This is a genomic window from Streptomyces sp. CA189 (assembly GCF_056428985.1).
Genome location: NZ_JBWJVM010000061.1, coordinates 30,820 through 54,248, shown reverse-complemented (window position 1 = coordinate 54,248; position 23,429 = coordinate 30,820). Strand labels below are relative to the sequence as shown.

Here is a 23,429-nt window from a genome sequence, read left to right as displayed (position 1 = left end):
ATGCATGATGGGACGGCAGGCACGGATCCCCCGGTGATCATGAAGCGTAGAGAACTCCATGATCGGGCGAACCGTGCCTGCCCTACTACTGCCGCCCAGTCGGGCACCTACTGGCGGACGTTCTTAGCGGTGTTACTTGGTGGGGCCCGGGTGCGAGTGCACCCGGGCCCTACCCTTGTCTGGACTGTTCTCCACCGATCGATGCTCGAAGAGGCGACCTGAAGATGAGCGCGTACGGATCCTTCCCCGGCTCGCGGCCCCGTCGGCTGCGCACCACCCCGGCGATGCGGCGGATGGTCGCGGAGACCCGGCTGCACCCCTCGGACCTGATCCTCCCGGCGTTCGTCCGGGAGGGCATCAGCGAGCCGCTCGCCATCTCGGCGATGCCGGGCGTGGTCCAGCACACCCGGGACACGCTGCGGAAGGCGGCCGTGGAGGCGGTCGAGGCCGGGGTCTCGGGGATCATGCTCTTCGGCGTCCCGGCCGACGAGAACAAGGACGCGCGGGGCACGGCGGGCACGGAGCCGGACGGGATCCTCCAGGTCGCGATCCGCGACGTGAAGGCGGAGGTGGGGGACGATCTGGTGATCATGTCCGACCTGTGCCTGGACGAGTACACGGACCACGGCCACTGCGGGGTCCTGGACGAGCACGGGCGCGTTGACAACGACGCGACGCTGGAGCGCTACGCCGAGATGGCGCAGGTCCAGGCCGACGCGGGCGTCCACGTGGTGGGCCCGAGCGGGATGATGGACGGCCAGGTCGGCGTCATCCGCGACGCGCTGGACGAGACGGGCCACGAGGACGTCTCGATCCTCGCGTACACGGCGAAGTACTCCTCCGCCTTCTACGGCCCCTTCCGCGAGGCCGTCGCCTCCTCGCTCCAGGGCGACCGCAAGACCTACCAGCAGGACCCGGCGAACGCCCGGGAGTCGCTGCGCGAGCTGGCCCTCGACCTGGAGGAGGGCGCCGACATGGTGATGGTCAAGCCGGCCGGGCCCTACCTGGACATCCTCTACCGGGTCGCGCAGTCGGTGGACGTCCCGGTGGCGGCGTACCAGATCAGCGGCGAGTTCGCGATGATCGAGGCGGCGGCGGAGAAGGGCTGGATCGAGCGCGACCGGGCGATCCTGGAGACCCTGCTCGGCATCAAGCGGGCGGGCGCGGACACGATCCTGACGTACTGGGCGACGGAGGTCGCGGGCTGGCTGCGCGCCGAGCGATAGGGCTGACAGGGCTGACAGGGCTGTACCCGTTCTGCCCCCCCGAGGCTGTGGAAGAGGCCGAGCGGACGGCAGGCAAGTCCGGCAGAGGCAGGGTCGCGGCAGTTGTCGCGGCCGGGGCCGGCCTCGGCCTGGCCGCCGCTTCCGGGGTCCTCGCCTGGAAGAGGCTGAGGGCCGAGAGGGACGAACTGGCGGCGGAGTTGGTGGCGGAGAACGACTACCTGAAGTCGGCCAGTTGCTCAGGGAAAACGCTCCGTAGCCATCACAAAAGCTGAGCAGGGCGGCTTCGGGTACGGTCCGCGCCCGGGATGGGCGCGGGCTTCGGCCCGTTCCGGGGCATCGGGGCCGGGGTGTGGGACGTCGGCGTCAACGAGCGGAATCGGTCGCGCCGGGCCTATTGAGCGTGCAACGAGCGGGCGTCGGTACAAAGGCGCTCCACCTGCCGATCAGGGCGGCCGCACCGCAGGACCGCGTCCCAGAAGGAAGCCCCGTGGCCACTGACCACGTCATGACCGGTTCTGCGCCGCCGGCCCGCCCCAGCACGCCGCCGCCCCGGAACACCGTCCCGTCGCCCCGCGCGGTCCGGCTGGACTCCCTCACCGGCTTGCGCTTCCCCGCCGCGCTGCTGGTCTTCGACCATCACGCCTTCCTCCCCATACCCCCGCTGCGGCTGCTCGCGGACGACGACACCGAGTTCCGGCTGGCCGGCTGGTTCACCCAGGCGGGCGGGCTCGGCGTGACCTTCTTCTTCGTCCTCAGCGGGTTCGTCCTGACCTGGTCGGCGCGGGAGCGGGACACCACCACGGGGTCTGGCGGCGCCGGTTCGCCAAGATCTACCCGAACTACGTGGTCACCTGGGCGCTCGCGCTGTCCCTGTTCGCGCTGTACTACACCTCCGCGGGTGTAGCGGTGGCCAACCTGTTCATGGTGCAGGTCTGGTGGCCTGAGTGCATGACCAACTTCAGTGTGAACGCGCCGAGTTGGTCGCTGGCTGTGGAAGCGGTCTTCTACCTGTGCTTCCCCGCCCTGCTGGCGGCCTTCAAGCGGATCGACCCCGGTCACCTGAAGTACTGGATCACCGGCGCGATCGCCACGGTGGTGGCCACCCCCGCCGTCGCGTACGCCCTGTTCCCGAGCGGCGACCGCATCCCCAGCGGTCACGACAGCTCGGTCTCCCAGTACTGGTTCAGCTACGTGCTGCCCCCGGTCCGCATGGCCGACTTCGCCCTCGGCATCCTGGTGGCGCTCGCCGTGAAGCACGGGCGCTGGCGCAACATCGGCATGGTCCGGTCGGGCCTGCTGCTGGCCGCCGGCTACTGGCTGACCTTCCACGTGCCCTACCTCTACGGCCAGCGTGCCGTGATGATCGTGCCGATCGTCCTGCTGATCGCGGCCGCCGCGAGCGCGGACATCGAGGGCCTGCCCAGTCCGTTCCGGCACCGCGCGATGGTCTGGCTGGGCGAGGAGCAGATGTACTCGCTCCCGGTCACCCTCGGCCTCCTGGCGGGCGTCGGGGTGGTCACGGTCCTGATGTCCTGGGGGCTCTTCGCCTGGGTCGAGACCCCGCTCGTCCGCCGCTTCGGGCGCTCGCGGCCTACGAAGACCGGCTGAGCCGGACCGCGGTCGGCACGGGCGGGACCGTACCGATTCGCATCGCGTCCCGGGTAGGCGCACCCTGGAAGCAGGGTGACCCCTGGAGGTGATGGATCATGTCCACGCTCGTCGGGTGGCATGTGGAGCTCGAATTCACCGAGGAGGGCCACCGCACCAGTGCGGCGGCCCTGGTCAGACTCGGGGACGGCTCCGAGATACGGGCGCACGGCTACGCCATGCGCCACCCCTCCGACCCGGAGCAGTTGAGGGTCGGGGAAGAGATCGCGGGCGCTCGCGCGCTCATGGACATCGCGTCCCAGATGTTGCAGAAGGCGCACTCGGAGATCGACGAGGCGACGGGCAGGCACTCGTACCCGCTGCACTGACGTGACTGATGCGTCGAGATCTGGGCGCGGTGTGCCGTATCGGCGCACCGCGCCCGTCCGCGCCTGCCTACCGCGTCCGCCGTTCGAAGACGAAGGCAGCCAGGACCACGGGTACCACGCCGATGGCCGCGCACCACGCCAGGGCCACCCAGGGGGCGTCGCCCGCCGGCTGGGCCGGGAGCAGGGCCCGGAGGGACTCGATCACCGGGGTCAGCGGCTGGTGGTCGGCGAAACCGTGGAGCCAGCCTGGCATGGTGCCGATGGGGACGAACGCGCAGTTCCCGTACGAGTTCCCACAGGTCCTGGCGGCTGCGTGGGTCGAGCCGGGCGGTCGGCCCGTCCAGGAAGATCGCTTCGGGCCGGTACCGACGGACATGGCTGTTGTACTCCTGGTGGAGCCTGCAGGAGCTGACGCCCTTGAGGGAGTTGACCAATTTGGAGAGCTGGACTTTCGGCGGGTAGTGCACGTGGTCTTGTTCGCCGTTGAACTGTGTCAGCTCGGCCTCGAAGTCTGCGCAGACCTCCCGCATGATCTCTTCGGTGCGGGTCGGCATGGCGTCGGTGAACGCTTTCCGCCTGTACGGGTTCTAGATTATGAGTCAAGACACCTTGGTCAAGTGGCAGTTCGGGCACCGGGCCCGGCTCGCGCTGTCTCCTGCCGGGGTGTTGAGGTCTGATGGCCAGGCGCACGCGGCCCGTACGATGTGGAACCTGCTGCACGCGTGGTGGCGGATGATGCCGAAGGATAAGCGGACTCTGGTGAATGCGGATGCTGTGATCCGGCAGGCCCGCGAGGACAGCGACTTTCTCGCTGTTCTTCCGGCACAGGCCGCGCAAGCGGTGTTGAAGACGTATTTCCAGGCGTGGAAGAACTGCTGGGACGGCCGCGCCGACGCACCCATTTTCAAGGGCCGGTTCCGCACGGTGATGTCCGTGGACATTCCGCAGGGCCGTGACCTGAACATCACACGTGTGCATCGCCGCTGGGGAATGGCCAATATTCCCAAGGTGGGCCGGGTCCGTTTCCGGTGGACCAAAGACATACCCGTTGGCAAGCACGCCAACGGGGAGAACCGGATCACCGGGGCCCGGCTGGTCAAGGACGCGCTGGGCTGGCACATCGCCTTCCGCGTCCAGACCCTGGAGGCCAAGCCCGACCGCCACCAGGGGCCGGACATCGGCATCGACGTGGGCGTCACCGTCCCCATCGCCCTCTCAGACGGCGAAACCTACGAGCACGGCGAGTGGCTGACCGGCAAGGAGCAGGCGAAGCTCCTGCGTCTGGAGCAGCGCGCCGCGCAGCGTGAGCAGTGCCGAAAGCCCGGCGAGCGCGCTCAGGGCTGAACCGCTCCATCAACGGGGAGGCGTGGGGCCGGACGGTCATCATGCTGACGTACAAGACCGCCCGGCACGGCGGCACCCTGCACAAGGTTCCCGCCCCGGGCACTTCCCAACGCTGCTCGGCCTGTGGTGTCCCCACCCCCGGTAGTCGGGAGTCGCAGGCTGTGTTCGTGTGCAAGAACCCGGACTGCGGCTGGTCGGGCAACGCCGACCACAACGCAGCGCGCAACGTCCTGCAGCTGTACCGGACGGGCCTCGCGCTCCTCCCGGCTGCCGGAAGGGCAGTCGTCAGGCGCGGCAAGCGCGCCAAGCCCGCTACCGCAAGGTAAGCAGGAGTCTCCCGGCTTCACCCGGGAGAGCACTTCAACGGTACGTCACGGCGAAGAAGAAGAGCTGTGCATCCTGATGTCGGACGCGGGCGTGGGCACCCCGCCGCCGCTCCCGCCGGAGGCGGACGGCTGGGGCTGGCGGGAACTCCTGTCGCACTGGGCGTAAGCACAGCGCAAGCTCCTCATGACCAAGTCGTGGATCCTGCGCATCCCGATCACGGCCCCGCCGGCCACCCCGAACCAGCTCGCCTGGATGGACCGCGGGCTCGCCTCCATGGCGGGGACGGGCCTGCGGGAATCCGCGAAGCTCTCGACGATCATCCTCGTCGGCGGCCTCGTGCGGAACGAGGCGACCATGGCCGCGGACATGATGGACGCCATCGTGAAGTCCGGGGTCTCACCGGACAAGGTCGTCGGTCAGTACGTACGCACGCTGCGGCTGCTCACCGGCCCGGACACCCATCCGGCGGTGACCCGGCTGCTGGAGTCCGACGCGTTCACCGGCTCCGACGAGCCGGACTTCCAGTTCCGCTTTGGCTTGGGGCGCCTGCTGGACGGGCTGGCCGAGCTGATCAGCGAGCGGTCCACTCCGTGAGGGCGGCCCAGGCGGCGGGGGTCAGGTCCAGCACTGGTCCGTCGGTGATCTTGGAGTCGCGGACGTGGACCTGGGTCGCGCAGGTGGCGACCTCTACGCAGGCGCCGCCTTCGCTGCCGCTGTACGTGGACCTCCGCCAGGCGATGGCCACCTCCAGGCAGGCGTCGCCGTCGTCGCCGCTGTAGCTCGACTTGAACCACTTCGGTGCGGTCGTGGCACTCATGTCTCTCCTAGCAGGCGGCTCAACAGGCCTCTCGTCTGCTCGGTGTTGAGGGCCTGAGTCCGCAGCATTGCATACCTGCGGGCGAGGATGCTGACCTCGTCCGGATTGGAGATCAACAGGCTGCCGCGCTGCATTTCGGAGTACGCGAAGTGCTGGTGGTCCGGCGTCTCCAGAAGAATGAACGGACCGTTGAGGCCTGGGTGGGTGGTCTGCCCAAAGGGCAGGATCTGCAGTGTGATGTTCGGCAGGTCCATACAGGTGCGCAGATGGTGCAGCTGCTCCAGATAGACCTCCTCTCCGCCGATGCGAGCCTGGAACGCGGCTTCCCAGAGGATGAAGCTGATGCTCGGTGAGGCCTTGCGGCGCAAGATGGCATGCCTGGCTACACGGCGGACGGTGAGAGCTTCGATCTCTTCCTCGGGGTGGGCCGGTACGCGGTTGCGGAACAGGGCCCTTGCGTAACCTTCGGTCTGGAGCAGCCCCGGGATGCGGATGGACTCGTACCAGGAGAGTGCAACGGCTCTGCTCTCCAGATCCATGTACTCCTCCGCCCATGGAGGAGTCGTGTCCACCAGCGGCATTTCGTGTGCAGCAACGGTCAGTAGCCCTGGCAGCCCCAGATGGTGATCCATCAGCTCCGCGACGTTCGGCATCAGCGCCCGCCGCCCCTGCTCGATGGACGCGATGGTCTCTTCGTCCAGCTGTACCAACACACCGAGCTGCTTCTGCGTCAGGTTCTTGGCGATCCGGGCCGCGGCGACCATCCTCCCGACCATCTTCATGGTCGTCGCGTTCGGCCGTGCGCGTTTCCTCGGTGGCATGACGATGAACTCCCCACCCTGGCGGCTGCACTACCCCGTGCCAACCCGTACTCATCACTGAGTACGGGTTGCCGTACTGCTCCACGCTAGTCACCTAGCGCGACGATCGGCGGGTGAACCTTCATACTCAACCCGCCCTGGTGCAGGAGCGCCCCTACCTGCGCTCACCCCAAACCGTCAGCGCCGCACGCCACTTCACACGTGACACCTTGGATGCATGGGGCAGGACCTCCCGGCGGGACGATGTGTTGCTCTGCGTGAGCGAGCTGGCGACCAACGCGCTGCGGTACGGGGTCCCGCGCGGACGGGGCTACTTGCTGCGGCTGCTCACGTACGACGAGACCGTCCGCGTCGAGGTGCACGACAGCGGGCCCGGGCTGTCGCGGATCGGGGAGCGGGCGCCCGGGCGGGGGCTCGTGCTCGTGGACGCCCTTGCCGACACCTGGGGCGTGCTGCCCCGGGCGCCGGGCAAGGTCGTCTGGTGCGAGTTCCGCTGCTGCTGACTCAGGCGGTGGTGTCGCGGCGGCGGTGGCGGCCGGTGCCGGCGACCAGGGCCACGCCCAGGGCCAGGGCCATACCGGTGCCGCCGATGGCCCAGGTGGAGGCCGGGCTGCTGCCGGTTTCGGCGAGGTGGCCGCCGGGGGGCCTGCCGGTGCCCGTGCCGGTGCCGGTGTTGTCGATCGGCTTGGCGCCGCCGGCGGGGGCGGGATGGTTGCCCTGGTTTCCAGTACCCCCAGTGCCGCCGGTGCCGCCCGTGCCGCCGGTGCCCCCAGTGCCGCCCGTGCCGCCGGTGCCGCCCGTGCCGCCCGTGCCGCCAGTGCCGCCGGTGCCGCCGGTGCCGCCAGTGCCGCCGGTGCCGCCCGTGCCGCCGGTGCCGCCGGTGCCGCCGGTGCCGCCAGTGCCGCCCGTGCCGCCCGTGCCGCCCGTGCCCGGGTCGAGCACGACGAGGCGGGTCAGATGGCCCGCGGACCGGCTCTTCATGAATTTGTAGGGGTGCTTGACGCTGGACATGCCGTCAACGGCTGCCCGGAGGACGATGTCTCCGAGTTTGGCGTTCGCGGCGAAGCGGATCCGAACCCTCAGGTCGAAGACCGCCCCGGCTGCGACGGGGTAGTCGTACTTCCCCGGGACGGACTTCAGCTCGAAGGTCGTGTGGCTGAGAGTGCTGTACTCCGGCAGGGCCTGCCAGCCCTTGTCGCCGTAGAACTCGGCCTTGACGGGGCTGTCCTTCGCCGAGACCCCGTCGGGGCGGTCCAGGTAGAGAGAGACGTTGGAGATGGGCCAGGTCTGCTTGCCGGTGTTGTCCACACGCACGGTGAGGTCCTGCCAGGCCCCGCCCACCTGGAAGCCGTTTGCGGGGACTCCCGTCATGGTGAGGGCCGGGCCTTCGATGTGTGTGTAGTCCAGGCGATCATCGGTGGCTCCGGCGATCTTGGTGTAGTACCAGGTGTCCTTCGCATAGGCGTTGCCACCGTCCGCCGGGCGGATGCTGTGACCGTCGGAATGAATGGTGAAGGGGACTACCGGCGTGTCGGCGGCGAAGCTGATCCGCACGTCGATCGTGTAGGGCGCCGCGTCGCGGGCTACGGTCTTCTCGGTCCCGAGCCCGTAGGTGAAGACCTTGGTCGTGTGCCTGTCGAAACGCGGGGTGCGGGGATCGGCGGGCTTCCAGGACTTGTTGCCGTCCGCGTCGGTGACGAGCCGCTCGATCTTGATCTGGTCGGCCTTCAGCTTGTCCGTGGGATCGCTGAAGCTGAAGGTGATCAGCGGCGTGAAGCCGGTGACCTCGATGTGGGCCGAGTTGTCGACCTTCACGGTGAGCGGGGTCCACCCGCCGTCCGCCTTGAAACCGGCCTCGGGGATGCCCGCGACCGTGACCTCCGGGGCGATGGTGACCGAGTCCCACACCCCCGGCCCCCCGCCCTCCAACTCCCCGGATGCCGGGGTCTCGGACTGCGCGACGCGCGGGGCCACGGGCGCGGTCACCGGCTCGGTGACAGGCTTGGCCTCCGGCGTCGGCTCGGCGGCCGGCGTCGTGTCGTCCTTCGGCGCGGAGTCCGGTACGGACACGGTCGGCGGCTGCTGCTCGCTGGCCATCGCGGGCGCAGTCATAAGGACCGTCGGGCCGACTACTGCTGCTGCGGCCACGGCGGCTATGTGCTTGATCTTCACTTCTGGGTTCCCTCCCCTTTTTGAGCCTGGCCAGATTACGTGGGGTGGGAGGGATTCCTGTACGCGAATCGATCACGCGACCGGCAAGGTCTGCGGAGCGCCTCGGGTAGGGGGATCGCAGGCGGAACGTGCCCTGTGAGCTCCCTCACGCGGGCTTCAGGCGCCGGTCCGGACCGCCAGGCGGGTCATCGCCTCGCGGAGTTCGCGTTCCGCGCCCAGCGGGACGATGGCCGCGCGGCCGGGGACGCGTACGCCGCCCGTCAGGGCCACTCGGGTGCCGCCTTCGGGGGTCGGGGCGGCGGCCATGCCGATGATCAGGAAGCGGCTCTGGAGCCAGCACCAGCCGGGGCGCAGGACGCCGTGGAAGTGGGCCCGCAGGCCGTACTTGCTGCGGGCCAGGGCCTCCACGCGGTCGCCCGTGACGCGGAGCACGCGCACGGTGCGCATGTCGGGCTGGAAGCGGCCGAACTCGCCCTCCAGGTCCGACATCACCGCCCAGACGGCCTCCAGGGGGGCGGGGAGGACTTCCTCGACGACCCGGGCTCCGGGGACGCCGGCCGCCATGATGCGCAGGCGGGCGACGGTGTCCACTGCGTGCGGGTGGGTCGTCATGCGGACCACGCCTTCCGGAAGCTCGTACGGGCCCGGTGCAGCCGGGACTTGGCGGTGCCCGGCGGGACGCCGAGCAGGGCGGCGGCGGACTCCTCGTCGAGGCCCTCGACGTCGCGGAGTACGAGGACGGCCCGGTGGGCGGGCGAGAGGCGGGCCAGGACGTCGTCGATGTCGGTGGCGAGCTGCGGGTCGTCCCGGCCGGGTACGTCGGCCAGTTCGGCCGGGCGGTCGCGGGACGCGCGCCGGGCGGTGCGGACGGCCTCGCGGACGGCGATGGACCGGACCCAGCCGTACAGGGTCTCCGGGTCGCGGAGGGAGCGCAGGGACCGGAAGACCGAGAGCAGGGCCTCCTGCGTGGCGTCCGGGCCGTCCGCGAGGGCGATCGGGTGGCAGATCCGGGCGATGTACGGGGTCAGGTGGTCGAGGAGGTCGTGCAGCGCGAGGGTGTCTCCGCCCCGGGCCGCGCGGGCGAGGGCGACTCCGCGGTCGCGGGCGGCGTGGGTGAGGGGCCCCGCGGCGGGGCGGCCGGGCGCGCTCACCGGGCCCGGGCCAGCCGGGCCGCGGCCCAGCCGAAGCCGAGGCAGGCGGGGGTGTACAGCGCGAGGTTGAGGGCGCGGAAGGGGCCGTCCGCCGGGCTGTCGAGGAGACCGGCGGCCCAGCCCAGGCCCGCGAGGCCCCGTACGGCCAGCCCGGCGGCGACGGCGGCCGTCACCAGGCGGGCGGGCCGCCCGCCCCGGCCGTGCGCGTGCGCGAGGACGGCGGCGGCCCCGGTCAGGGTGAGCGCGGCGAGCGGCAGGACGACGGGCGGGCCGAAGGACACCTCGGAGCCGAGCACGGCCAGCGACAGGGTCCGCTCGTCGGGAGCGGGCCAGGTCAGGCCCGTGGCCCAGTACAGGTGGGCCAGCCCGTCGGCGGCGAGCAGCGCGGCGAGCGCCCGCCCGGTGCGCCTGCGTGTCGTGTCCTTCACGGTGTGCCCCCTCGGTGGTGAAACCCTCCGGCACACAGAGGAGGGGGCCCACAGGGGAAACGTTCCCTGTGAGCCCCGTCACGCGAGGGGGTCTGGGTGTGACCCGCTACCGCTGACTCAGGTGGTGCGGCGGCGGTGGCGGCCGGTGCCGGCGACCAGGGCGGCGCCCATGGCCAGGGCCACGCCGGCGCCGCCGAGGGCCCAGCTGGAGGCCGGGCTGCTGCCGGTCTCGGCGAGGTGGCCGCCGGGGGGCGTGCCGGTGCCGGTGCCGTTGTTGCCGATCGGCTTGCTGCCACCGTTGGGTCCCGGGTTGTTGCCCGGGTCGACGGGGTCCGGGTCGGCCGGGTCGACCGGGTCCGGGTCGGCGGCGTGGATCTTCGAGGGCTGGGGGTCCGAGGAGCTCCTGACCCACGCGTCGGCAAGACCCTCCTCGCCGAAGTTCTCGTCCGAAGCGCCGGCCAGCCGCAGCTTGATGTCGCCGGCCGGGGCGTCCTTCGTGAAGCGGACGCGCACCTTGACCTCGACGGTCTGCTCGCGGGGGAACGGTCCCTGCCAGACGCCGACGGACACGAGCCCCTTGTCCGCGGAGGAGCGCTCTACCGGCTCCCAGCCGTTCTTTCCGTAGAGCTCGACCTGTACGTGTTCGGACTTCAGCTGGGAGGTGCCCAGGTGTTCCACGGCGAGGTCCACTTGGAACCTCTTCAGCACCAGGTCATAGCGATCACTGGCGGCGAGGACGTCGAGCTCCTGCCAGTCGCCTCCCGCCTTGAAGCCCTCGGCGGGCGTGCCGTACAGCGAGAGCTCCGGACCCTTGTAGATCACGTCGGGCAAGCGGGGCGCGCCGGCGATCTTCGTTACGTAGCGGGTCTCGGGGGACCAGGCATTCCCGCCGTCTTCACGGATGCTCAGACCGGAGGAGGTCAGGGCGAAGGGGACCAGGGGCGTGGTTTTGGCGAAGCTGATCCGTACGTCGACGGTGTAGACCGATCCGGCCGCGACGGATACCTCCGTGCCGAGGCCGAACGCGTAGAAGTCATGGTCGTAGATGTAGATGTAATCGGCGGTCTTCCAGGATTTGTTGCCCGCCGCGTCGGTGACGAGGTGCTCGACCTTGACGTTGGAGGACAACAGTTCTTCGACCGCGCCGCCGGAGGAGTACTGGATCCGGGGGGTGTAGTCGGTGACCTCGGTGTTCGACGAGTTGTCGACCGTCAGGGTCAGCGGGGTCCAACTGCCGTCGGGCTTGAAGCCGTCTTTCGGGAGGCCGGCCAGGGTGACGGCCGGGCCCGCGAGCTTCGAGTCCGGCGGGGTGTCGTTGGTCTGCGCCGCCTCCCCGCCCGCCGCGGGCGGGTTGACCGGCGCGGGCGCCGGGGTTTCGGGCGTCGCCACCGGCGGAGTCACGGGCTGCGTGACGGGCGGGGTCACGGGCGGAGCGACCGGGGCCGTCTCGGGCGCGGGCGCGGGCTCGGTCACCGGAGTGGTCTGACCGGTCTCCGGCTTGGTCTCCGGCTCGGTCTCCGGCGTCGGCTCGGCGTCCGGTGCCGTGTCGTCCTTCGGTGCCGCGTCCGGTACGGACACCGCCGGCTGCTGCTGCTCGTCCGCCATCGCGGGCGTGGTCATGAGGACCATCGGGCCGACGACTGCCGCGGCGGCCACGGTGGCTATTCGCTTGAACTTCATGCTTGGGTTCCCTCCCCTTTTTGAACTTGGCCAGATTACGGGGGGTGGGAGGGATTCCGGTACGCAAATCGATCACGTGACCGGCGCGATCCGCGGAGGGCCCCGAAGAGGGGGCGCACAGGCGGAACGTGCCCTGTGAGCCCCTTCACGCGGGTGTACGGCCCGTCAGTCGACGATCTCCGGCTTCGCCTTGATGACCGCGAAGACCGCGCCCTGCGGGTCGGCCAGCACGGCCATGCGGCCGGCCGCCATGTCGAAGGCCGGGGCCATGACCGAGGCTCCGGCGCGGGTGGCGGCGGCCTGGATCTCGTCGACGTCGTCGGCGCTGAAGTACGGGATCCAGTTCGGCGGGGTCCCCGGCGGGAGGTCCTTCAGGTCCATCATTCCGGCCACCGCGCGGCCGTCGACCTGGAACTCCGTGTACCCGCCGGCCCCCGGCATCTCGGACGTGGCCGTGGTGACGGGGAGGACGGCGCCGTAGAACGCTCTCGCGGCGGGGACGTCGCCGGTGCTCAGCTCGTTCCAGATGAGCGCGCCGTGCTCGTTGACGATGCCCGCTCCGTCGAAGGTGCCGGCCTGCCACAGGCCGATGACGGCGCCGGTCGGGTCGGCGAGGACGGCCATCCGCCCGAGGTCCATGACGTCCATCGCGCCCAGCACGACCGTGCCGCCCGCGTCGGTGACGGACTTGAGGGTGGCGTCGAGGGAGTCCGTGGCCAGGTACGTGGTCCACACGGTCGGGGGCATCGGGTCGGGGACGGTGCCGTCCGGGTTCATCGCCTTCATGATCCCGGCGACCGGCTTGCCCTTGAGGGTGCAGACGGAGTACCCGCCGGTCTCGGGCGGGCCGATCTCGCCCTGCCAGCCGAAGAGGTCGGCGTAGAAGTCGATGGCCGCCTGCTGGTCGGGAACCATCAGGTCGATCCAGCAGGGGGTGCCGGGCTTGTAGGGACCGTTCATGTCGGGCACGGGGCCCTCCGTCGGGGTGGGTAGGGGATGGACGGCCCGTCCCCTACCCGGCAGGTATGGCCGGAATCGGCCCGTCTGGGTGAAGCGGGCGGCGTGCTGCACTGCTAGCAGAATGCTGGCAGTGCAACTAGTCTTGTTGCATGGCCACCCTGTATGTCCGCGACCTGTCCGACGAAGCGCTCGCCGAGCTGAAGATACGAGCTGCGCGCAACCGCCAGTCCCTGCAGGCGTACGCCCGGACCCTGCTGGAGGAACAGGCTGCCACGCCGTCCGTCGAGGATGTCGTCGCGCGGATCCGTTCCCGGGTATCGGCCGAGCTGAGCCTGAACGAGGTTCTCGGTGACCTCGACGCCGGACGGCGGCGCGAATGATCGTGATCGACGCGAGCGCGGTTGTCATGCTGGTCGCCGACGCCGGTCCGGCGGGCGAGGCCGTGCGTGAGCGGGTGGTGGGCGAACGACTCGCCGCTCCCTACTTGCTCGATGTGGAAGTCGCACACGCCCTGCTCGGCCGACACCACGGAGGCAAACTCTCGGACCGCCAGCTGGACGTGGCCTGGGACGACTTCACGGCACTGCCGGTCCGGCGCATGGAGCACCTTCCCGTCCTGCCCCGGGTCCGCCAGCTGTACGCGAACCTCTCCGCGTACGACGCGACCTACGTGGCTCTGGCCGAGGGACTCCAGGTGCCGCTTGTCACGTGCGACGCCCGGATCGCCCGTTCGGGGAGCGCTCGGTGCAAGGTCGAGGTGTTCGGGGCGGGTTGAGTCAGCGCGGCTCGGCTCGTGCGGGTGAGTTGCGAGCGTCGGGCGCGAGGGCCCGGGCGATGCCGGCCCGTACAGCGGCCATGGCGGCCTCGTCGAAGTCCTCGTCCTGGCCTACGAGGATGTCCTCGTTGATCTCGATCTCCATGGCGTCGGCGTGCTCCTTCGCTCTCGTGGGTAGCGCCGCGGCCCCCGTCTCCCGGTGGGGGAGACGGGGGCCGCCGTGGTGCCGTGCGCCCGGTGTCAGAGCTTCTCGGGGGTGCGGATGCCGAGGAGGGACATGCCCTTGCTGAGGGTGCGGGCGGTCAGGTCGCACAGGAACAGGCGGTTCTCGCCGACGACGAGCTCGGGCTCGGGCTTCACGACCGGGCACTGCTCGTAGAACGTCGCGAACAGCGAGGACAGCTGGTAGAGGTACGCCGCCACCTTGTGCGGGGCGTGCTCCGCGGCCGCCTCGGCGATGAGCTCGCCGAAGTGGTCCAGGTGCAGGCCCAGCGCGCGCTCGGCCGGGGCCAGCTCCAGCTCCGGGTGCGCGACCGGCTTGCGGTCGCCCGCCTCGCCCGCCTTGCGCAGGATCGACTTGATCCGGGCGTACGCGTACTGGAGGTACACGGACGTGTCACCGGTCAGCGAGACCATCTGGTCGAGGTCGAACTTGTAGTCGCGGGCGGCCGAGGTGGACAGGTCCGCGTACTTCACGGCGCCGATGCCCACGTACTGGCCGTTCTCGACGATCTCCGCCTCGGTCAGGCCGATCTTCTCCGCCTTCTCGCGGACCACGGCGGTCGCCCGCTCGACGGCCTCGTCCAGCAGGTCCACCAGCCGCACCGTCTCGCCCTCGCGGGTCTTGAACGGCTTGCCGTCCTTGCCCAGCACGGTGCCGAAGGCCAGCTGCACGGCCTTGGTGTCCTCGTTCAGCCAGCCGGCCCGGCGGGCCGTCTCGAAGACCATCTTGAAGTGCAGGGACTGCCGCGCGTCGACCACGTAGATCAGCTCGGTCGCGCCCAGGGTGCCCACCCGGTCGCGGATCGCCGAGAGGTCGGTCGCGGCGTAGCCGAAGCCGCCGTCGGACTTCTGGACGATCAGCGGGGTCGGGTTGCCGTCCTGGCCCTTGACGTCGTCGAAGAACACGCAGAGCGCGCCGTTGGAGCGGACGGCCACGCCCGAGTCCTCCAGCAGCTTGCAGGTCTCCACCAGCATGTCGTTGTAGCCGGACTCGCCGACGACGTCGGGGTCCTGGATGTCCATGTCCAGCTTGTTGAAGACGGAGTAGAAGTAGATCTTCGACTCGTCGACGAACCGCTGCCACAGGGCCAGGGTCTCCGGCTCGCCGGCCTGGAGGTCCACCACCCGGGCCCTGGCCCGCGTCTTGAACTCCTCGTCGGAGTCGAAGAGCGTGCGCGAGGCCTTGTAGAGGCGGTTCAGGTTGGACATGGCCTCCTCGCCGGAGACCTCCGCGCCGTCCTCGGCCTTGTGGTCCAGCTCGTGCGGGTGCTCCAGCAGGTACTGGATGAGCATGCCGAACTGGGTGCCCCAGTCGCCGATGTGGTGGCGGCGGACCACCTTCTCACCGGTGAATTCGAGGATCTCCACCATCGCCGCGCCGATCACGGCGGAACGCAGGTGGCCTACGTGCATCTCCTTGGCCACGTTCGGCTGCGCGTAGTCGATCACCGTCGTGCCGGGGTTCGCGGCGAGCGGCACGCCGAGACGGTCGTCGGCGGCGCGGGCCGCCAGCGTCTCGACGATCGCCTTGTCGGTGATGGTGATGTTGAGGAACCCGGGGCCCGAGACCTCGATCTCCTGGATCAGGCCGGCGGTGTCGATGCCCTCGACCACGGTCGTCGCCAGCTCACGCGGGTTGGCCTTGGCCTTCTTCGCGAGCGCCAGGATGCCGTTGGCCTGGAAGTCGGCCCGGTCGCTTCGTCGCAGCAGCGGGTCGCTCGCACCGGCGTCCGGCAGGGCGGAGGCGAGTGCGTCGGCGACGCGCTGGTTGACGGAGGAAGCGAGGGAAGGGACCGAGGCCATGAGCTGCCGTTCCTGTGAGGTCGTGCTTGAGCGTGCACTTGGGGTTTCCGACAAGGACCGAGTATCCCACGCGGGGGCTGTCCACATCCCGGGATATACCGGCGATGCGGCGGCGCCGGTAACCCGCCGACAAACTTCGGAGCGCTCTGTTCCGTCTGGGAGAATGGCGAGAAGCCAGCATTCGAGAACGAAGGACGTGTCGTGGCTCAGAGCGCCCCGAGCAGCACCGAGACCGACTGGGTCTCCCGTTTCGCGGACGAGGTCATCGCCGAGGCGGAGCGCCGAGCCCCGGGCACGGCGACATCAGTCGCTACCGCTCCGGGCATCGTCGTCGCGTCCGGCCTCTCCCCCTCCGGCCCGATCCACCTGGGCAACCTCCGCGAGGTCATGACCCCGCACCTGGTCGCGGACGAGATCCGCCGCCGGGGCCACGAGGTCCGGCACCTGATCTCCTGGGACGACTACGACCGGTACCGCAAGGTCCCCAAGGGCATCCCCGGCGTCACCGAGGAATCGCACGCCCAGCACATCGGCCGCCCGCTGACCGCCGTGCCCGCCCCCGAAGGCTCCGCGTACCCGAACTGGGCCGAGCACTTCAAGGCCGCCATGGTCGAGGCGCTGGCCGAGCTCGGCGTCGAGTACGACCCGATCAGCCAGACCGAGCAGTACACCGCCGGTACCTACCGCGAGCAGGTGCTGTTCGCGATGAAGCACCGCGGCGACATCGACGCGATCCTCGACCAGTACCGCACCAAGCAGAAGCCGGGCGGCAAGAAGCCCCAGCAGAAGCAGGTCGACGAGGCCGAGCTGGAGGCTGCGGAGGGCTCGGGCGCTGCCGCCGAGGACGACGGCAGCACGGACGGCACGGAGTACTTCCCGTACAAGCCGTACTGCGCCGAGTGCGGCAAGGACTTCACCAAGGTGACGTCCTACGACGACGAGACCACCGAGCTGACCTACGTCTGCACCGAGGACGAGTTCACCGAGACGGTCAAGCTCAGCGAGTTCAACCGCGGCAAGCTGGTCTGGAAGGTCGACTGGCCCATGCGCTGGGCCTACGAGGGCGTGATCTTCGAGCCGTCGGGCGTCGACCACTCCTCGCCGGGCTCGTCCTTCCAGGTCGGCGGGCAGATCGTGGGCATCTTCGGCGGCGAGCAGCCGATCGGCCCGATGTACGCCTTCGTCGGCATCAGCGGCATGGCCAAGATGTCCTCCAGCAAGGGCGGGGTCCCGACCCCGGCCGACGCGCTGAAGATCATGGAGCCGCAGCTGCTGCGCTGGCTCTACGCCCGCCGCAAGCCCAACCAGTCCTTCAAGATCGCCTTCGACCAGGAGATCCAGCGGCTCTACGACGAGTGGGACAAGCTGGAGGCCAAGGTCGCCGACGGCTCCGTGCTGCCCGCCGACGCCGCCGCCCACGCCCGCGCCGTACGCGTCGCCTCGCACGAGCTGCCGCGCACCCCGCGCCCGATGGCGTACCGGACGCTCGCCTCGGTGGTGGACATCACCGCCGGACACGACGAGCAGACCCTGCGCATCCTGAGCGACCTGGAACCGGATCGGCCGCTGACCTCGCTCGACGAGGTGCGCCCGCGCCTCGACCGCGCCGAGAACTGGATCACCACCCAGGTCCCCGCCGACCAGCGGACGCTGGTGCGCGAGGAGGCCGACGTGGAGCTCCTGTCCTCCCTCGACGACGAGGGGCGCGAGTCGCTGCGCCGGCTCGTGGACGGGCTCGACTCGCACTGGTCCCTCGACGGTCTCACCACGCTCGTCTACGGCGTGCCGAAGGTGATGGCCGGCCTGGAGCCGGACGCCAAGCCGACGCCGGAGCTCAAGGTCGCCCAGCGGACGTTCTTCGCCCTGCTGTACCGGCTGCTCGTGACCCGCGAGACCGGCCCGCGCCTGCCCACGCTGCTGCTCGCGGTGGGGGCGGAGCGGGTGCGCAAGCTGCTCGCCGCCTGAGGTTCCGCGTCCGCGCGGATGTGAGGAGGGCCCGCACCCCCTGACGGGGTGCGGGCCCTCCTCACATCCCCGGGGTGGGGGGGTTACGCGATGTGCTCGTTCTCCAGCTCGGTCTGGTAGCGCTGCTTGAGCTGCGGGAAGATCCTGCGGATCAGCGAGGCGCTGCGCGGATGCACCACTCCGTACCGATCGGCCAGCAGTATGTCGAGCTGCTCGGCGGTCAGGACCTCGCCGTTCTCCTCCAAGTGGGAGCGGAAGACCTCGTACGCCGCCTCCGCGAACTTCACGTCGTCGTCGCTCGGCGGCTCGGCCTCCGGGAAGGCCTCCTCCTGGCGGGGACCCGGTATCGGCAGCTCCTGCCGTTCCTGCCCCCCTTCCTGCTCCTCCTGCTGTTCCGGCTCCGCCTGCTGCTCCGGGCCGGTCGGGGGCATCACCGGGGTCGGCTCCAGGCCCTCGACGTACTGCGGGTTGTAGCCGCCCTCGTACGCGGCCTGCGGCGCGCGGGGGGCCGCGAACCACGCGCTGTTGTGCGCGGCCGGCATGGCCGTCGGGTCCACCACGAAGGGCGCGGCGTCGGGGTGGCCCTGCGGGCCCTGCGCCCCGCCCGGGCCCTGCGCGTACGGGTGCCCGGGCCCGGCGAGCTGGTGGGGCTGCGCGGCGTCGGCGGGCGCGGGTACGGCCAGGGCCGCCCCTGTCGCCGTCGCCGGCTGCTGCGCGGCCTCGGCGCCCGCCGGGAGGGCGGGAGCCGTCTGGTCCGGAGCCGTCTGGGCCGGGGCCGGGGCCGGGGGGATGAGGAGGGGGTCGATGCCGGCCGCCGCCAGGCCTTCGGGGGCGGTCTGCGAGAGGGGGACGCCGATGCGGGCCAGGCGCAGCGGCATCAGGGCCCCGACGGGGGCCTTGCGGCGCCAGGCGCGGCCGTAGCGGGCCTGCAGGCGGGCCTGGTAGATCAGCCGGTCCTGCTCCATGCCGACGGCCTGCTCGTAGGAGCGCAGCTCCCACAGCTTCATCCGGCGCCACAGCTTGAAGGTGGGGATGGGGGAGAGGAGCCACCGCGTGATGCGGACGCCCTCCATGTGCCGGTCGGCGGTGATGTCCGCGATCCGGCCCACCGCGTGGCGGGCGGCCTCCACGGTGACCACGAAGAGGATCGGGATCACGGCGTGCATGCCGACCCCGAGGGGGTCGGGCCAGGCGGCCGCGCCGTTGAAGGCGATCGTGGCCGCCGTCAGCAGCCACGCCGTCTGGCGCAGCAGCGGGAACGGGATCCGGATCCACGTCAGGAGCAGGTCCAGCGCGAGCAGGACGCAGATGCCCATGTCGATGCCGATCGGGAAGACCAGCGAGAAGGTACCGAAGCCCTTCTGGAGGGCGAGGGCGCGCACGGCGGAGTACGAACCCGCGAACCCGATCCCCGCAATGACGACGGCTCCGGCGACCACCACACCGATCAATATCCGGTGCGTACGAGTCAGCTGCATCGCGGCCACCCGCGATCCCCTCCCCTTGTCGAGCTACGGCAGGGCACAGCGTACGCGCGTACGGGGAAAGGGACGTCGGCGGTCCGGACCCGGGGGCTCCGGGCACCGGCCGCCGACGGCGCGGCGCGTCCTAGGAGTTCGACGCAGGCGCCTTCTAGGAGTTCGACGCAGCGCCTTCTAGGAGGCCGACGGAGAGGGCTGCTGCTCCGGCTGAGCGGACTGCTCCGGCTGCGCGGCCTGGTTGCTCGCCGCGACCGAGGCCACGGTCTCCTTGGTCGCCGCGATGGCGTCCTGGAGCAGCTTGGCCTGGTCCGGGGCGGCCGCGCCCTCGTAGGCCGTGCCGTTGTAGTCGAGGGTGATGACGACGTTGTGCGTGCGGGCGATGACCGTCGTGTTGAAGAAGTCGCCGTCCTTCTTGGTGGTGAAGGTGACGGAGGTGGCCTGGTCGCCGATGCCGCCCGCCTCCTCCGGCTTCACGTTCTCCGCGCCCTCGACGGTCTTCGCCTTCTCGACCTGCTTGGCGTACTCGTCCTCGGCGCGCTTGGTGCCGGTGCCGACCGAGGCGAGGGAGTCGTAGCGGACCAGGGAGATCGAGAGCCAGCGGTACTGCGAGCCCTTCAGGCCGGCCTCGTCCAGACCGTTCCAGGTGCAGGTGGCGCGGCTGCTGAGGTCGTTCGACTTGGCGGCGGTGCCGTTGGTGTCCTTCGCCTTCGGGACGATCGTCTCGATGGTCTTCGCGGCGACCACCTTGCACGGCTCCGGCAGCGTGGAGTACACGGCCTTCTCCAGCGCCTCCTTGGAGGGCTTGGTGCTCGGCTGGGCGGACGAGGACGCTTCGGGCTTCTTGCCGCTGTCGGCGCCCGACTTCTCGCCCGAGTCGGACGAGCAGCCGGCGACCGTGAGGATCACCGGGACGGCTGCGCAGGCGAGGACGCGGGTGAGGCGCGAGGCTGATCGGTGCATGATTCCTTCAGACGTTGTGGGTCTTCGTGCGGGCTCGTTTGGGCCCTCTTACGGGCGCGGGACCCGAGCAACGGTAGCCCGACCCGGCGCCCGGCTGCTGTGCGCGCCGTCACGACGGGCCCCCGCGCCCCCTGCCGCCGGGCCCGGCTACTCCTCGAACCGCTCCACGAGGGCCTGCGCCAACTGCCGTGCCCTGTCCTGGGTTTCACCGCTGGGCGGGACCGTGCCGGGGAGCGCGGGCTGGACGCTGTACTCGACGGTGACGATGACATTCGAGGTACGGAACACAATGCGGACGGTCCGCGCCTGGGCGGCGGTGGCGCCGGCCGCGGCGAGCTTGTCGTCGAGGAAGGCCTCGTCGCCGAGCCCTTCGAGCGCGCGGGAGCCGAGCTCGGCCGGGGCGGAGGGGCTGCCGCTCGGACCGGGCCCGCCGCTCGCACCCGGGTCCGTACTGGCGCCCGTGCTCGGCGTCGGCGCGGGGCTCGGCGTCGCGGCGGGGGCCCCGGACCCGGACGGCGCCGGGGCGGGCAGGTTGGCGGCGGTGAGCTGGCGGCCGTAGACCTGCCGCGCCTTGTCGTCGTCGCTCGTGGCGGCCCGGTCGTACGAGACCACGCGCTCGAAGTCCACCGACAGCAGCCGGGTCTCGGCCGGCGTCTGCGCGGTCCAGCGGCAGCCGACGCGCCGGTCGGCGTCGTACGAGGCGTCCGCGACCCCGGCGTAGAGCGCTTCGAGGGCCTCGGGGGCGAGTCCCTCGGCGGCCGGGAGCATCGCCTTGACCTTCTTGGCGTCGGCGGCCTTGCAGGGCATGGGCAGGCTGCGGTACTTGCCGGGCTGGGCGTTCGTACCGGCGTTCGCGCCGGCCTTCGCGTCGATGGTGGTTCCGGACCCGCCGCCGTCGGTGCAGGCGGTGAGGCCGGCCGTGAGGGCGGCGAGCATCGCGATGGCTGGCAGGACTCCACGAACTCGTACCGTCTTGCGCTGCACGTTCCACCGGCTCCCTTCGGGAAAATGCGTTGCCGCGGCTGGGGCGCGGATGGACACAATGTCTATCGCACACGCTGGTGCCGGCGCCGGTCTCCTGTCGTATTTGAGGCCATGAGCGAGGCTTTTTGCGTTTTCTGACTTCTGTGGTGTTGACGGGGTGTTGAGGGTGAAATGTCGTATGTAGAAGTTCCCGGGGCGAAGGTTCCCATCCGGATGTGGACCGACCCGGCGTCGGTCGAGGACAGCGCGATGCGTCAGCTCCAGAACACCGCCGGCCTTCCCTGGATCAAGGGCCTCGCCGTCATGCCGGACGTGCACTACGGCAAGGGCGCGACGGTCGGCTCGGTCATCGCCATGAAGGACGCGGTCTGTCCGGCGGCGGTGGGCGTGGACATCGGCTGCGGCATGTCGGCCGTGAAGACCTCGCTGACCGCGAACGACCTCCCGGGGGACCTGTCGGGACTGCGGTCGCAGATCGAGAAGGCGATTCCGGTGGGGGCGGGGATGCACCGGGAGGCGGTGGATCCGGGGCGGCTGTACGGGTTCTCGGAGAGTGGGTTCGGGGATCTGTGGGAGCGGTTCGACTATGTCGCGGACGCGGTGAAGTTCCGGCGGGACCGGGCATTGCGGCAAATGGGGACACTCGGATCCGGGAATCATTTCGTTGAACTTTCAACTGACATGTCCGGGGCGGTTTGGCTCATGCTGCACTCGGGGTCCCGGAACATCGGTAACGAGCTGGCGGACTTCCACATCAACGTGGCACGAGGGCTCGCGCACAACCAGGGCCTGATCGACCGGGATCTCGCGGTGTTCCTCGCAGCGACGCCGGAAATGCAGGATTATCGCAACGACCTCTTCTGGGCTCAGGAGTACGCGAAGTTCAACCGTGCCGTGATGATGAGCCTGCTCAAGGAGGTAGTCCGCAAGCAGTTCCGCAAGGCCAAGGTCTCCTTCGAACAGGAGATCAGCTGCCACCACAACTATGTGGCGGAGGAGCGGTACGACGGCATGGACCTGCTGGTCACGCGGAAGGGCGCGATCCGCGCCGGCAGCGGTGACTTCGGGATCATCCCGGGCTCGATGGGTACGGGCTCGTACATCGTGAAGGGACTCGGGAACGAGAAGTCCTTCAACTCGGCCTCGCACGGTGCTGGTCGGAAGATGAGCCGTACGGCGGCGAAGAGGAAGTTCTCGGTGCGCGACCTCGCGGAGCAGACCAAGGGAGTGGAGTGCCGCAAGGACTCGGGCGTCGTGGACGAGATCCCGGGCGCGTACAAGTCGATCGAGCAGGTCATCGACCAGCAGACCGACCTGGTCGAGGTCGTGGCCAAGCTCAAGGCCGTTATCTGCGTGAAGGGCTGAGTCGGGGCCGAGTGGAACGACGGAAGGCCGGAACCCTATGGGTTCCGGCCTTTCAGGCTGAGTGCGTCAGCTCTGGAGCCAAGGTCCGCCACTTGTGCGCAACCGGGTGAGGCGCTGCCTGCAACCCCCTTCGGTGCGGCCCAGTGCGGCGGCGCCGATAGCGGCGTCGCCGAGTTCGAGCAGTTTCAAGTCCTCTGCCAGGGTCCAGCGGCGGCGCGGGGTGACCCTAGGCATGCCTTTCGGTCGGATCCATCCCTTCAAGGACTCTGCCGACGTCCTCTTGCGATCCAAGGACAAGCAGCCGTCGTAGTACAGGTGTGAGGCCAGTCCAACGGCTGTTTCGTTGGTGTAGATGATGTTGTAGACGCCATCTCGGGTGTTCCGCTTGATGGTGCGCTCTGCTCCGGTGATCTTCTTGGCGTAGTGGCAGAGGTAGGCGCCGATGGCCGTACTCGCGGTCGTCAGCGAGACGAAGGGGAAGCCCTGGCCCGTGTAGCCGACCGATCCGTCTGCGTCGATCACGCCGCGTACGTAATCGGGGCGGGAGAAGTCGACGTGGGGCGGTGTGATGGTCCTGGACTTGCGGCCGTACGGAATTCCGAGCTCGTTGACGATGGTGCGCGCCTCCTGGGAGTAGGTCGACCAGATCGCGGTGTGCGAGGAGGCGGCGAAGTTGGTGGATCGTGTGCGCTCCGTCACGGAGCTGTTGTACGGGGTGAGCTGCTGGAACTCGTGCAGCAGGTCGATGTCGCGCACGTTGAGCTCCACCGTGAGGCGGCCGCGCTGGCGGCTCTGCTGGGACAGGTGTCCGTCGGCCTGGAGGAAGCCGAACATGTAAGCGTAGCGGGGGTCTTGGAGATCCATGAAGCGCGCGGGGGCGCTAGGGTCCTGACCAGCCATGAGGAAGTCCTGCTTCCTTGTCGGTGAGGCCCTCGCCCGGGACTGCCATCCCGGGCGGGGGCCGTTTCTGTT

25 protein-coding genes and 2 pseudogenes are annotated in these 23,429 nt (G+C 70.0%); 11 read left to right on the top strand and 16 right to left on the bottom strand.

The window, feature by feature from the left end:
• The first annotated feature begins 224 nt into the window (after positions 1–224).
• The 4 genes from hemB to AC061S_RS32750 all read left to right on the top strand — a co-directional run bounded on the left by hemB (position 225) and on the right by AC061S_RS32750 (position 3,202).
• Positions 225–1,226 carry a porphobilinogen synthase gene (hemB, locus tag AC061S_RS32765; RefSeq protein WP_478689508.1) on the top strand — a complete coding sequence of 334 codons (1,002 nt, stop codon included), beginning with the start codon at positions 225–227 and terminating at the stop codon, positions 1,224–1,226.
• Positions 1,227–1,713: 487 nt separating this feature from the next.
• The gene (locus tag AC061S_RS32760; protein WP_478689507.1) at positions 1,714–2,130 is read left to right on the top strand and encodes an acyltransferase family protein; all 417 of its coding nucleotides are present in this window, start codon (positions 1,714–1,716) and stop codon (positions 2,128–2,130) included.
• Positions 2,070–2,834, top strand: coding sequence for an acyltransferase family protein (locus tag AC061S_RS32755; RefSeq protein WP_478689506.1), 765 nt, complete (start codon positions 2,070–2,072; stop codon positions 2,832–2,834). Before AC061S_RS32760 ends, AC061S_RS32755 begins: the two co-directional genes overlap by 61 nt.
• A gap of 98 nt (positions 2,835–2,932) precedes the next feature.
• Entirely contained in the window at positions 2,933–3,202 is a 270-nt protein-coding gene (locus tag AC061S_RS32750; protein ID WP_243340114.1) for a DUF1876 domain-containing protein, read from the top strand.
• A gap of 67 nt (positions 3,203–3,269) precedes the next feature.
• Here AC061S_RS32750 and AC061S_RS32745 read toward each other — a convergent pair whose 3' ends face one another.
• On the bottom strand, positions 3,270–3,578 hold the full coding sequence (locus AC061S_RS32745) for an ABC transporter permease (protein ID WP_478689505.1): 309 nt from the start codon (positions 3,576–3,578) through the stop codon (positions 3,270–3,272).
• Positions 3,565–3,783, bottom strand: a pseudogene (gene tnpA / locus AC061S_RS32740) (IS200/IS605 family transposase); the annotation flags it as partial. The gene AC061S_RS32745 and the pseudogene tnpA, both read right to left, overlap by 14 nt.
• A 13-nt stretch (positions 3,784–3,796) precedes the next feature.
• On the opposite strand from tnpA, the pseudogene AC061S_RS32735 reads away from it, so the two are divergent.
• Together AC061S_RS32735 and AC061S_RS32730 are read left to right on the top strand one after the other, a co-directional pair.
• A pseudogene (locus AC061S_RS32735) lies at positions 3,797–4,872 on the top strand (RNA-guided endonuclease InsQ/TnpB family protein).
• Between the two features lie 184 nt (positions 4,873–5,056).
• On the top strand, positions 5,057–5,467 hold the full coding sequence (locus AC061S_RS32730; protein ID WP_478689504.1) for a TetR/AcrR family transcriptional regulator C-terminal domain-containing protein: 411 nt from the start codon (positions 5,057–5,059) through the stop codon (positions 5,465–5,467).
• Here the strand turns inward: AC061S_RS32730 and AC061S_RS32725 are convergent.
• Positions 5,445–5,690: a DUF397 domain-containing protein gene (locus AC061S_RS32725; protein WP_478689503.1), complete on the bottom strand. Its 246-nt coding sequence runs from the start codon at positions 5,688–5,690 to the stop codon at positions 5,445–5,447. The genes AC061S_RS32730 and AC061S_RS32725 overlap by 23 nt on opposite strands.
• Positions 5,687–6,454, bottom strand: a complete 768-nt coding sequence (locus tag AC061S_RS32720; protein ID WP_478689502.1) for a helix-turn-helix domain-containing protein — start codon at positions 6,452–6,454, stop codon at positions 5,687–5,689. The genes AC061S_RS32725 and AC061S_RS32720 overlap by 4 nt, the downstream gene beginning before the upstream one ends.
• A 170-nt stretch (positions 6,455–6,624) precedes the next feature.
• Here AC061S_RS32720 and AC061S_RS32715 point away from each other — a divergent pair, with 170 nt between their 5' ends.
• Positions 6,625–7,014: an ATP-binding protein gene (locus AC061S_RS32715; RefSeq protein ID WP_478689501.1), complete on the top strand. Its 390-nt coding sequence runs from the start codon at positions 6,625–6,627 to the stop codon at positions 7,012–7,014.
• Between the two features lies 1 nt (position 7,015).
• Here the strand turns inward: AC061S_RS32715 and AC061S_RS32710 are convergent, their stop codons facing one another.
• From AC061S_RS32710 to AC061S_RS32685, 6 genes are all read right to left on the bottom strand, one after another.
• Entirely contained in the window at positions 7,016–8,683 is a 1,668-nt protein-coding gene (locus AC061S_RS32710; RefSeq protein WP_478689500.1) for a hypothetical protein, read from the bottom strand.
• Between the two features lie 156 nt (positions 8,684–8,839).
• Positions 8,840–9,295: a hypothetical protein gene (locus AC061S_RS32705; protein WP_478689499.1), complete on the bottom strand. Its 456-nt coding sequence runs from the start codon at positions 9,293–9,295 to the stop codon at positions 8,840–8,842.
• Positions 9,292–9,834, bottom strand: coding sequence for an RNA polymerase sigma factor (locus AC061S_RS32700; RefSeq protein ID WP_478689498.1), 543 nt, complete (start codon positions 9,832–9,834; stop codon positions 9,292–9,294). The genes AC061S_RS32705 and AC061S_RS32700 overlap by 4 nt, the downstream gene beginning before the upstream one ends.
• Positions 9,831–10,262, bottom strand: a complete 432-nt coding sequence (locus AC061S_RS32695) for a DUF3995 domain-containing protein (protein WP_478689497.1) — start codon at positions 10,260–10,262, stop codon at positions 9,831–9,833. Before AC061S_RS32695 ends, AC061S_RS32700 begins: the two co-directional genes overlap by 4 nt.
• Positions 10,263–10,379: 117 nt before the next feature.
• Positions 10,380–11,942 (bottom strand): hypothetical protein, encoded by a 1,563-nt coding sequence (locus tag AC061S_RS32690; RefSeq protein WP_478689496.1) that lies wholly within the window; start codon positions 11,940–11,942, stop codon positions 10,380–10,382.
• A gap of 165 nt (positions 11,943–12,107) precedes the next feature.
• Positions 12,108–12,902: a VOC family protein gene (locus tag AC061S_RS32685; RefSeq protein WP_478689517.1), complete on the bottom strand. Its 795-nt coding sequence runs from the start codon at positions 12,900–12,902 to the stop codon at positions 12,108–12,110.
• A gap of 149 nt (positions 12,903–13,051) precedes the next feature.
• Here AC061S_RS32685 and AC061S_RS32680 point away from each other — a divergent pair, with 149 nt between their 5' ends.
• Entirely contained in the window at positions 13,052–13,282 is a 231-nt protein-coding gene (locus AC061S_RS32680; RefSeq protein ID WP_478689495.1) for a FitA-like ribbon-helix-helix domain-containing protein, read from the top strand.
• Positions 13,279–13,677, top strand: a complete 399-nt coding sequence (locus tag AC061S_RS32675; protein WP_478689494.1) for a type II toxin-antitoxin system VapC family toxin — start codon at positions 13,279–13,281, stop codon at positions 13,675–13,677. The genes AC061S_RS32680 and AC061S_RS32675 overlap by 4 nt, the downstream gene beginning before the upstream one ends.
• Position 13,678: 1 nt before the next feature.
• Here AC061S_RS32675 and AC061S_RS32670 read toward each other — a convergent pair whose 3' ends face one another.
• Both AC061S_RS32670 and argS read right to left on the bottom strand, forming a co-directional pair.
• The gene (locus AC061S_RS32670) at positions 13,679–13,822 is read right to left on the bottom strand and encodes a hypothetical protein (protein ID WP_478689493.1); all 144 of its coding nucleotides are present in this window, start codon (positions 13,820–13,822) and stop codon (positions 13,679–13,681) included.
• A 95-nt stretch (positions 13,823–13,917) separates the two neighbouring features.
• Positions 13,918–15,702, bottom strand: coding sequence for an arginine--tRNA ligase (gene argS / locus AC061S_RS32665; RefSeq protein WP_478689492.1), 1,785 nt, complete (start codon positions 15,700–15,702; stop codon positions 13,918–13,920).
• A 201-nt stretch (positions 15,703–15,903) separates the two neighbouring features.
• On the opposite strand from argS, the gene lysS reads away from it, so the two are divergent.
• On the top strand, positions 15,904–17,667 hold the full coding sequence (lysS, locus tag AC061S_RS32660) for a lysine--tRNA ligase (RefSeq protein WP_478689491.1): 1,764 nt from the start codon (positions 15,904–15,906) through the stop codon (positions 17,665–17,667).
• 83 nt (positions 17,668–17,750) lie between these two features.
• Here the strand turns inward: lysS and AC061S_RS32655 are convergent, their stop codons facing one another.
• The 3 genes from AC061S_RS32655 to AC061S_RS32645 form a co-directional block, all read right to left on the bottom strand.
• A complete protein-coding gene (locus tag AC061S_RS32655) occupies positions 17,751–19,145 on the bottom strand; it encodes a DUF2637 domain-containing protein (RefSeq protein ID WP_478689490.1) in 1,395 nt (464 codons plus the stop codon).
• Between the two features lie 177 nt (positions 19,146–19,322).
• A complete protein-coding gene (locus AC061S_RS32650; RefSeq protein WP_478689489.1) occupies positions 19,323–20,108 on the bottom strand; it encodes a DUF3558 family protein in 786 nt (261 codons plus the stop codon).
• 147 nt (positions 20,109–20,255) lie between these two features.
• Entirely contained in the window at positions 20,256–21,092 is an 837-nt protein-coding gene (locus AC061S_RS32645; RefSeq protein WP_478689488.1) for a DUF3558 domain-containing protein, read from the bottom strand.
• Between the two features lie 171 nt (positions 21,093–21,263).
• Between AC061S_RS32645 and AC061S_RS32640 the strand changes: the two genes are divergently transcribed.
• A complete protein-coding gene (locus AC061S_RS32640; protein WP_478689487.1) occupies positions 21,264–22,457 on the top strand; it encodes an RtcB family protein in 1,194 nt (397 codons plus the stop codon).
• Between the two features lie 66 nt (positions 22,458–22,523).
• On the opposite strand, the gene AC061S_RS32635 is transcribed toward AC061S_RS32640, so the two are convergent.
• Complete coding sequence (locus AC061S_RS32635) at positions 22,524–23,357, bottom strand: hypothetical protein (protein WP_478689486.1); 834 nt, start codon at positions 23,355–23,357, stop codon at positions 22,524–22,526.
• Positions 23,358–23,429 lie beyond the last annotated feature (72 nt).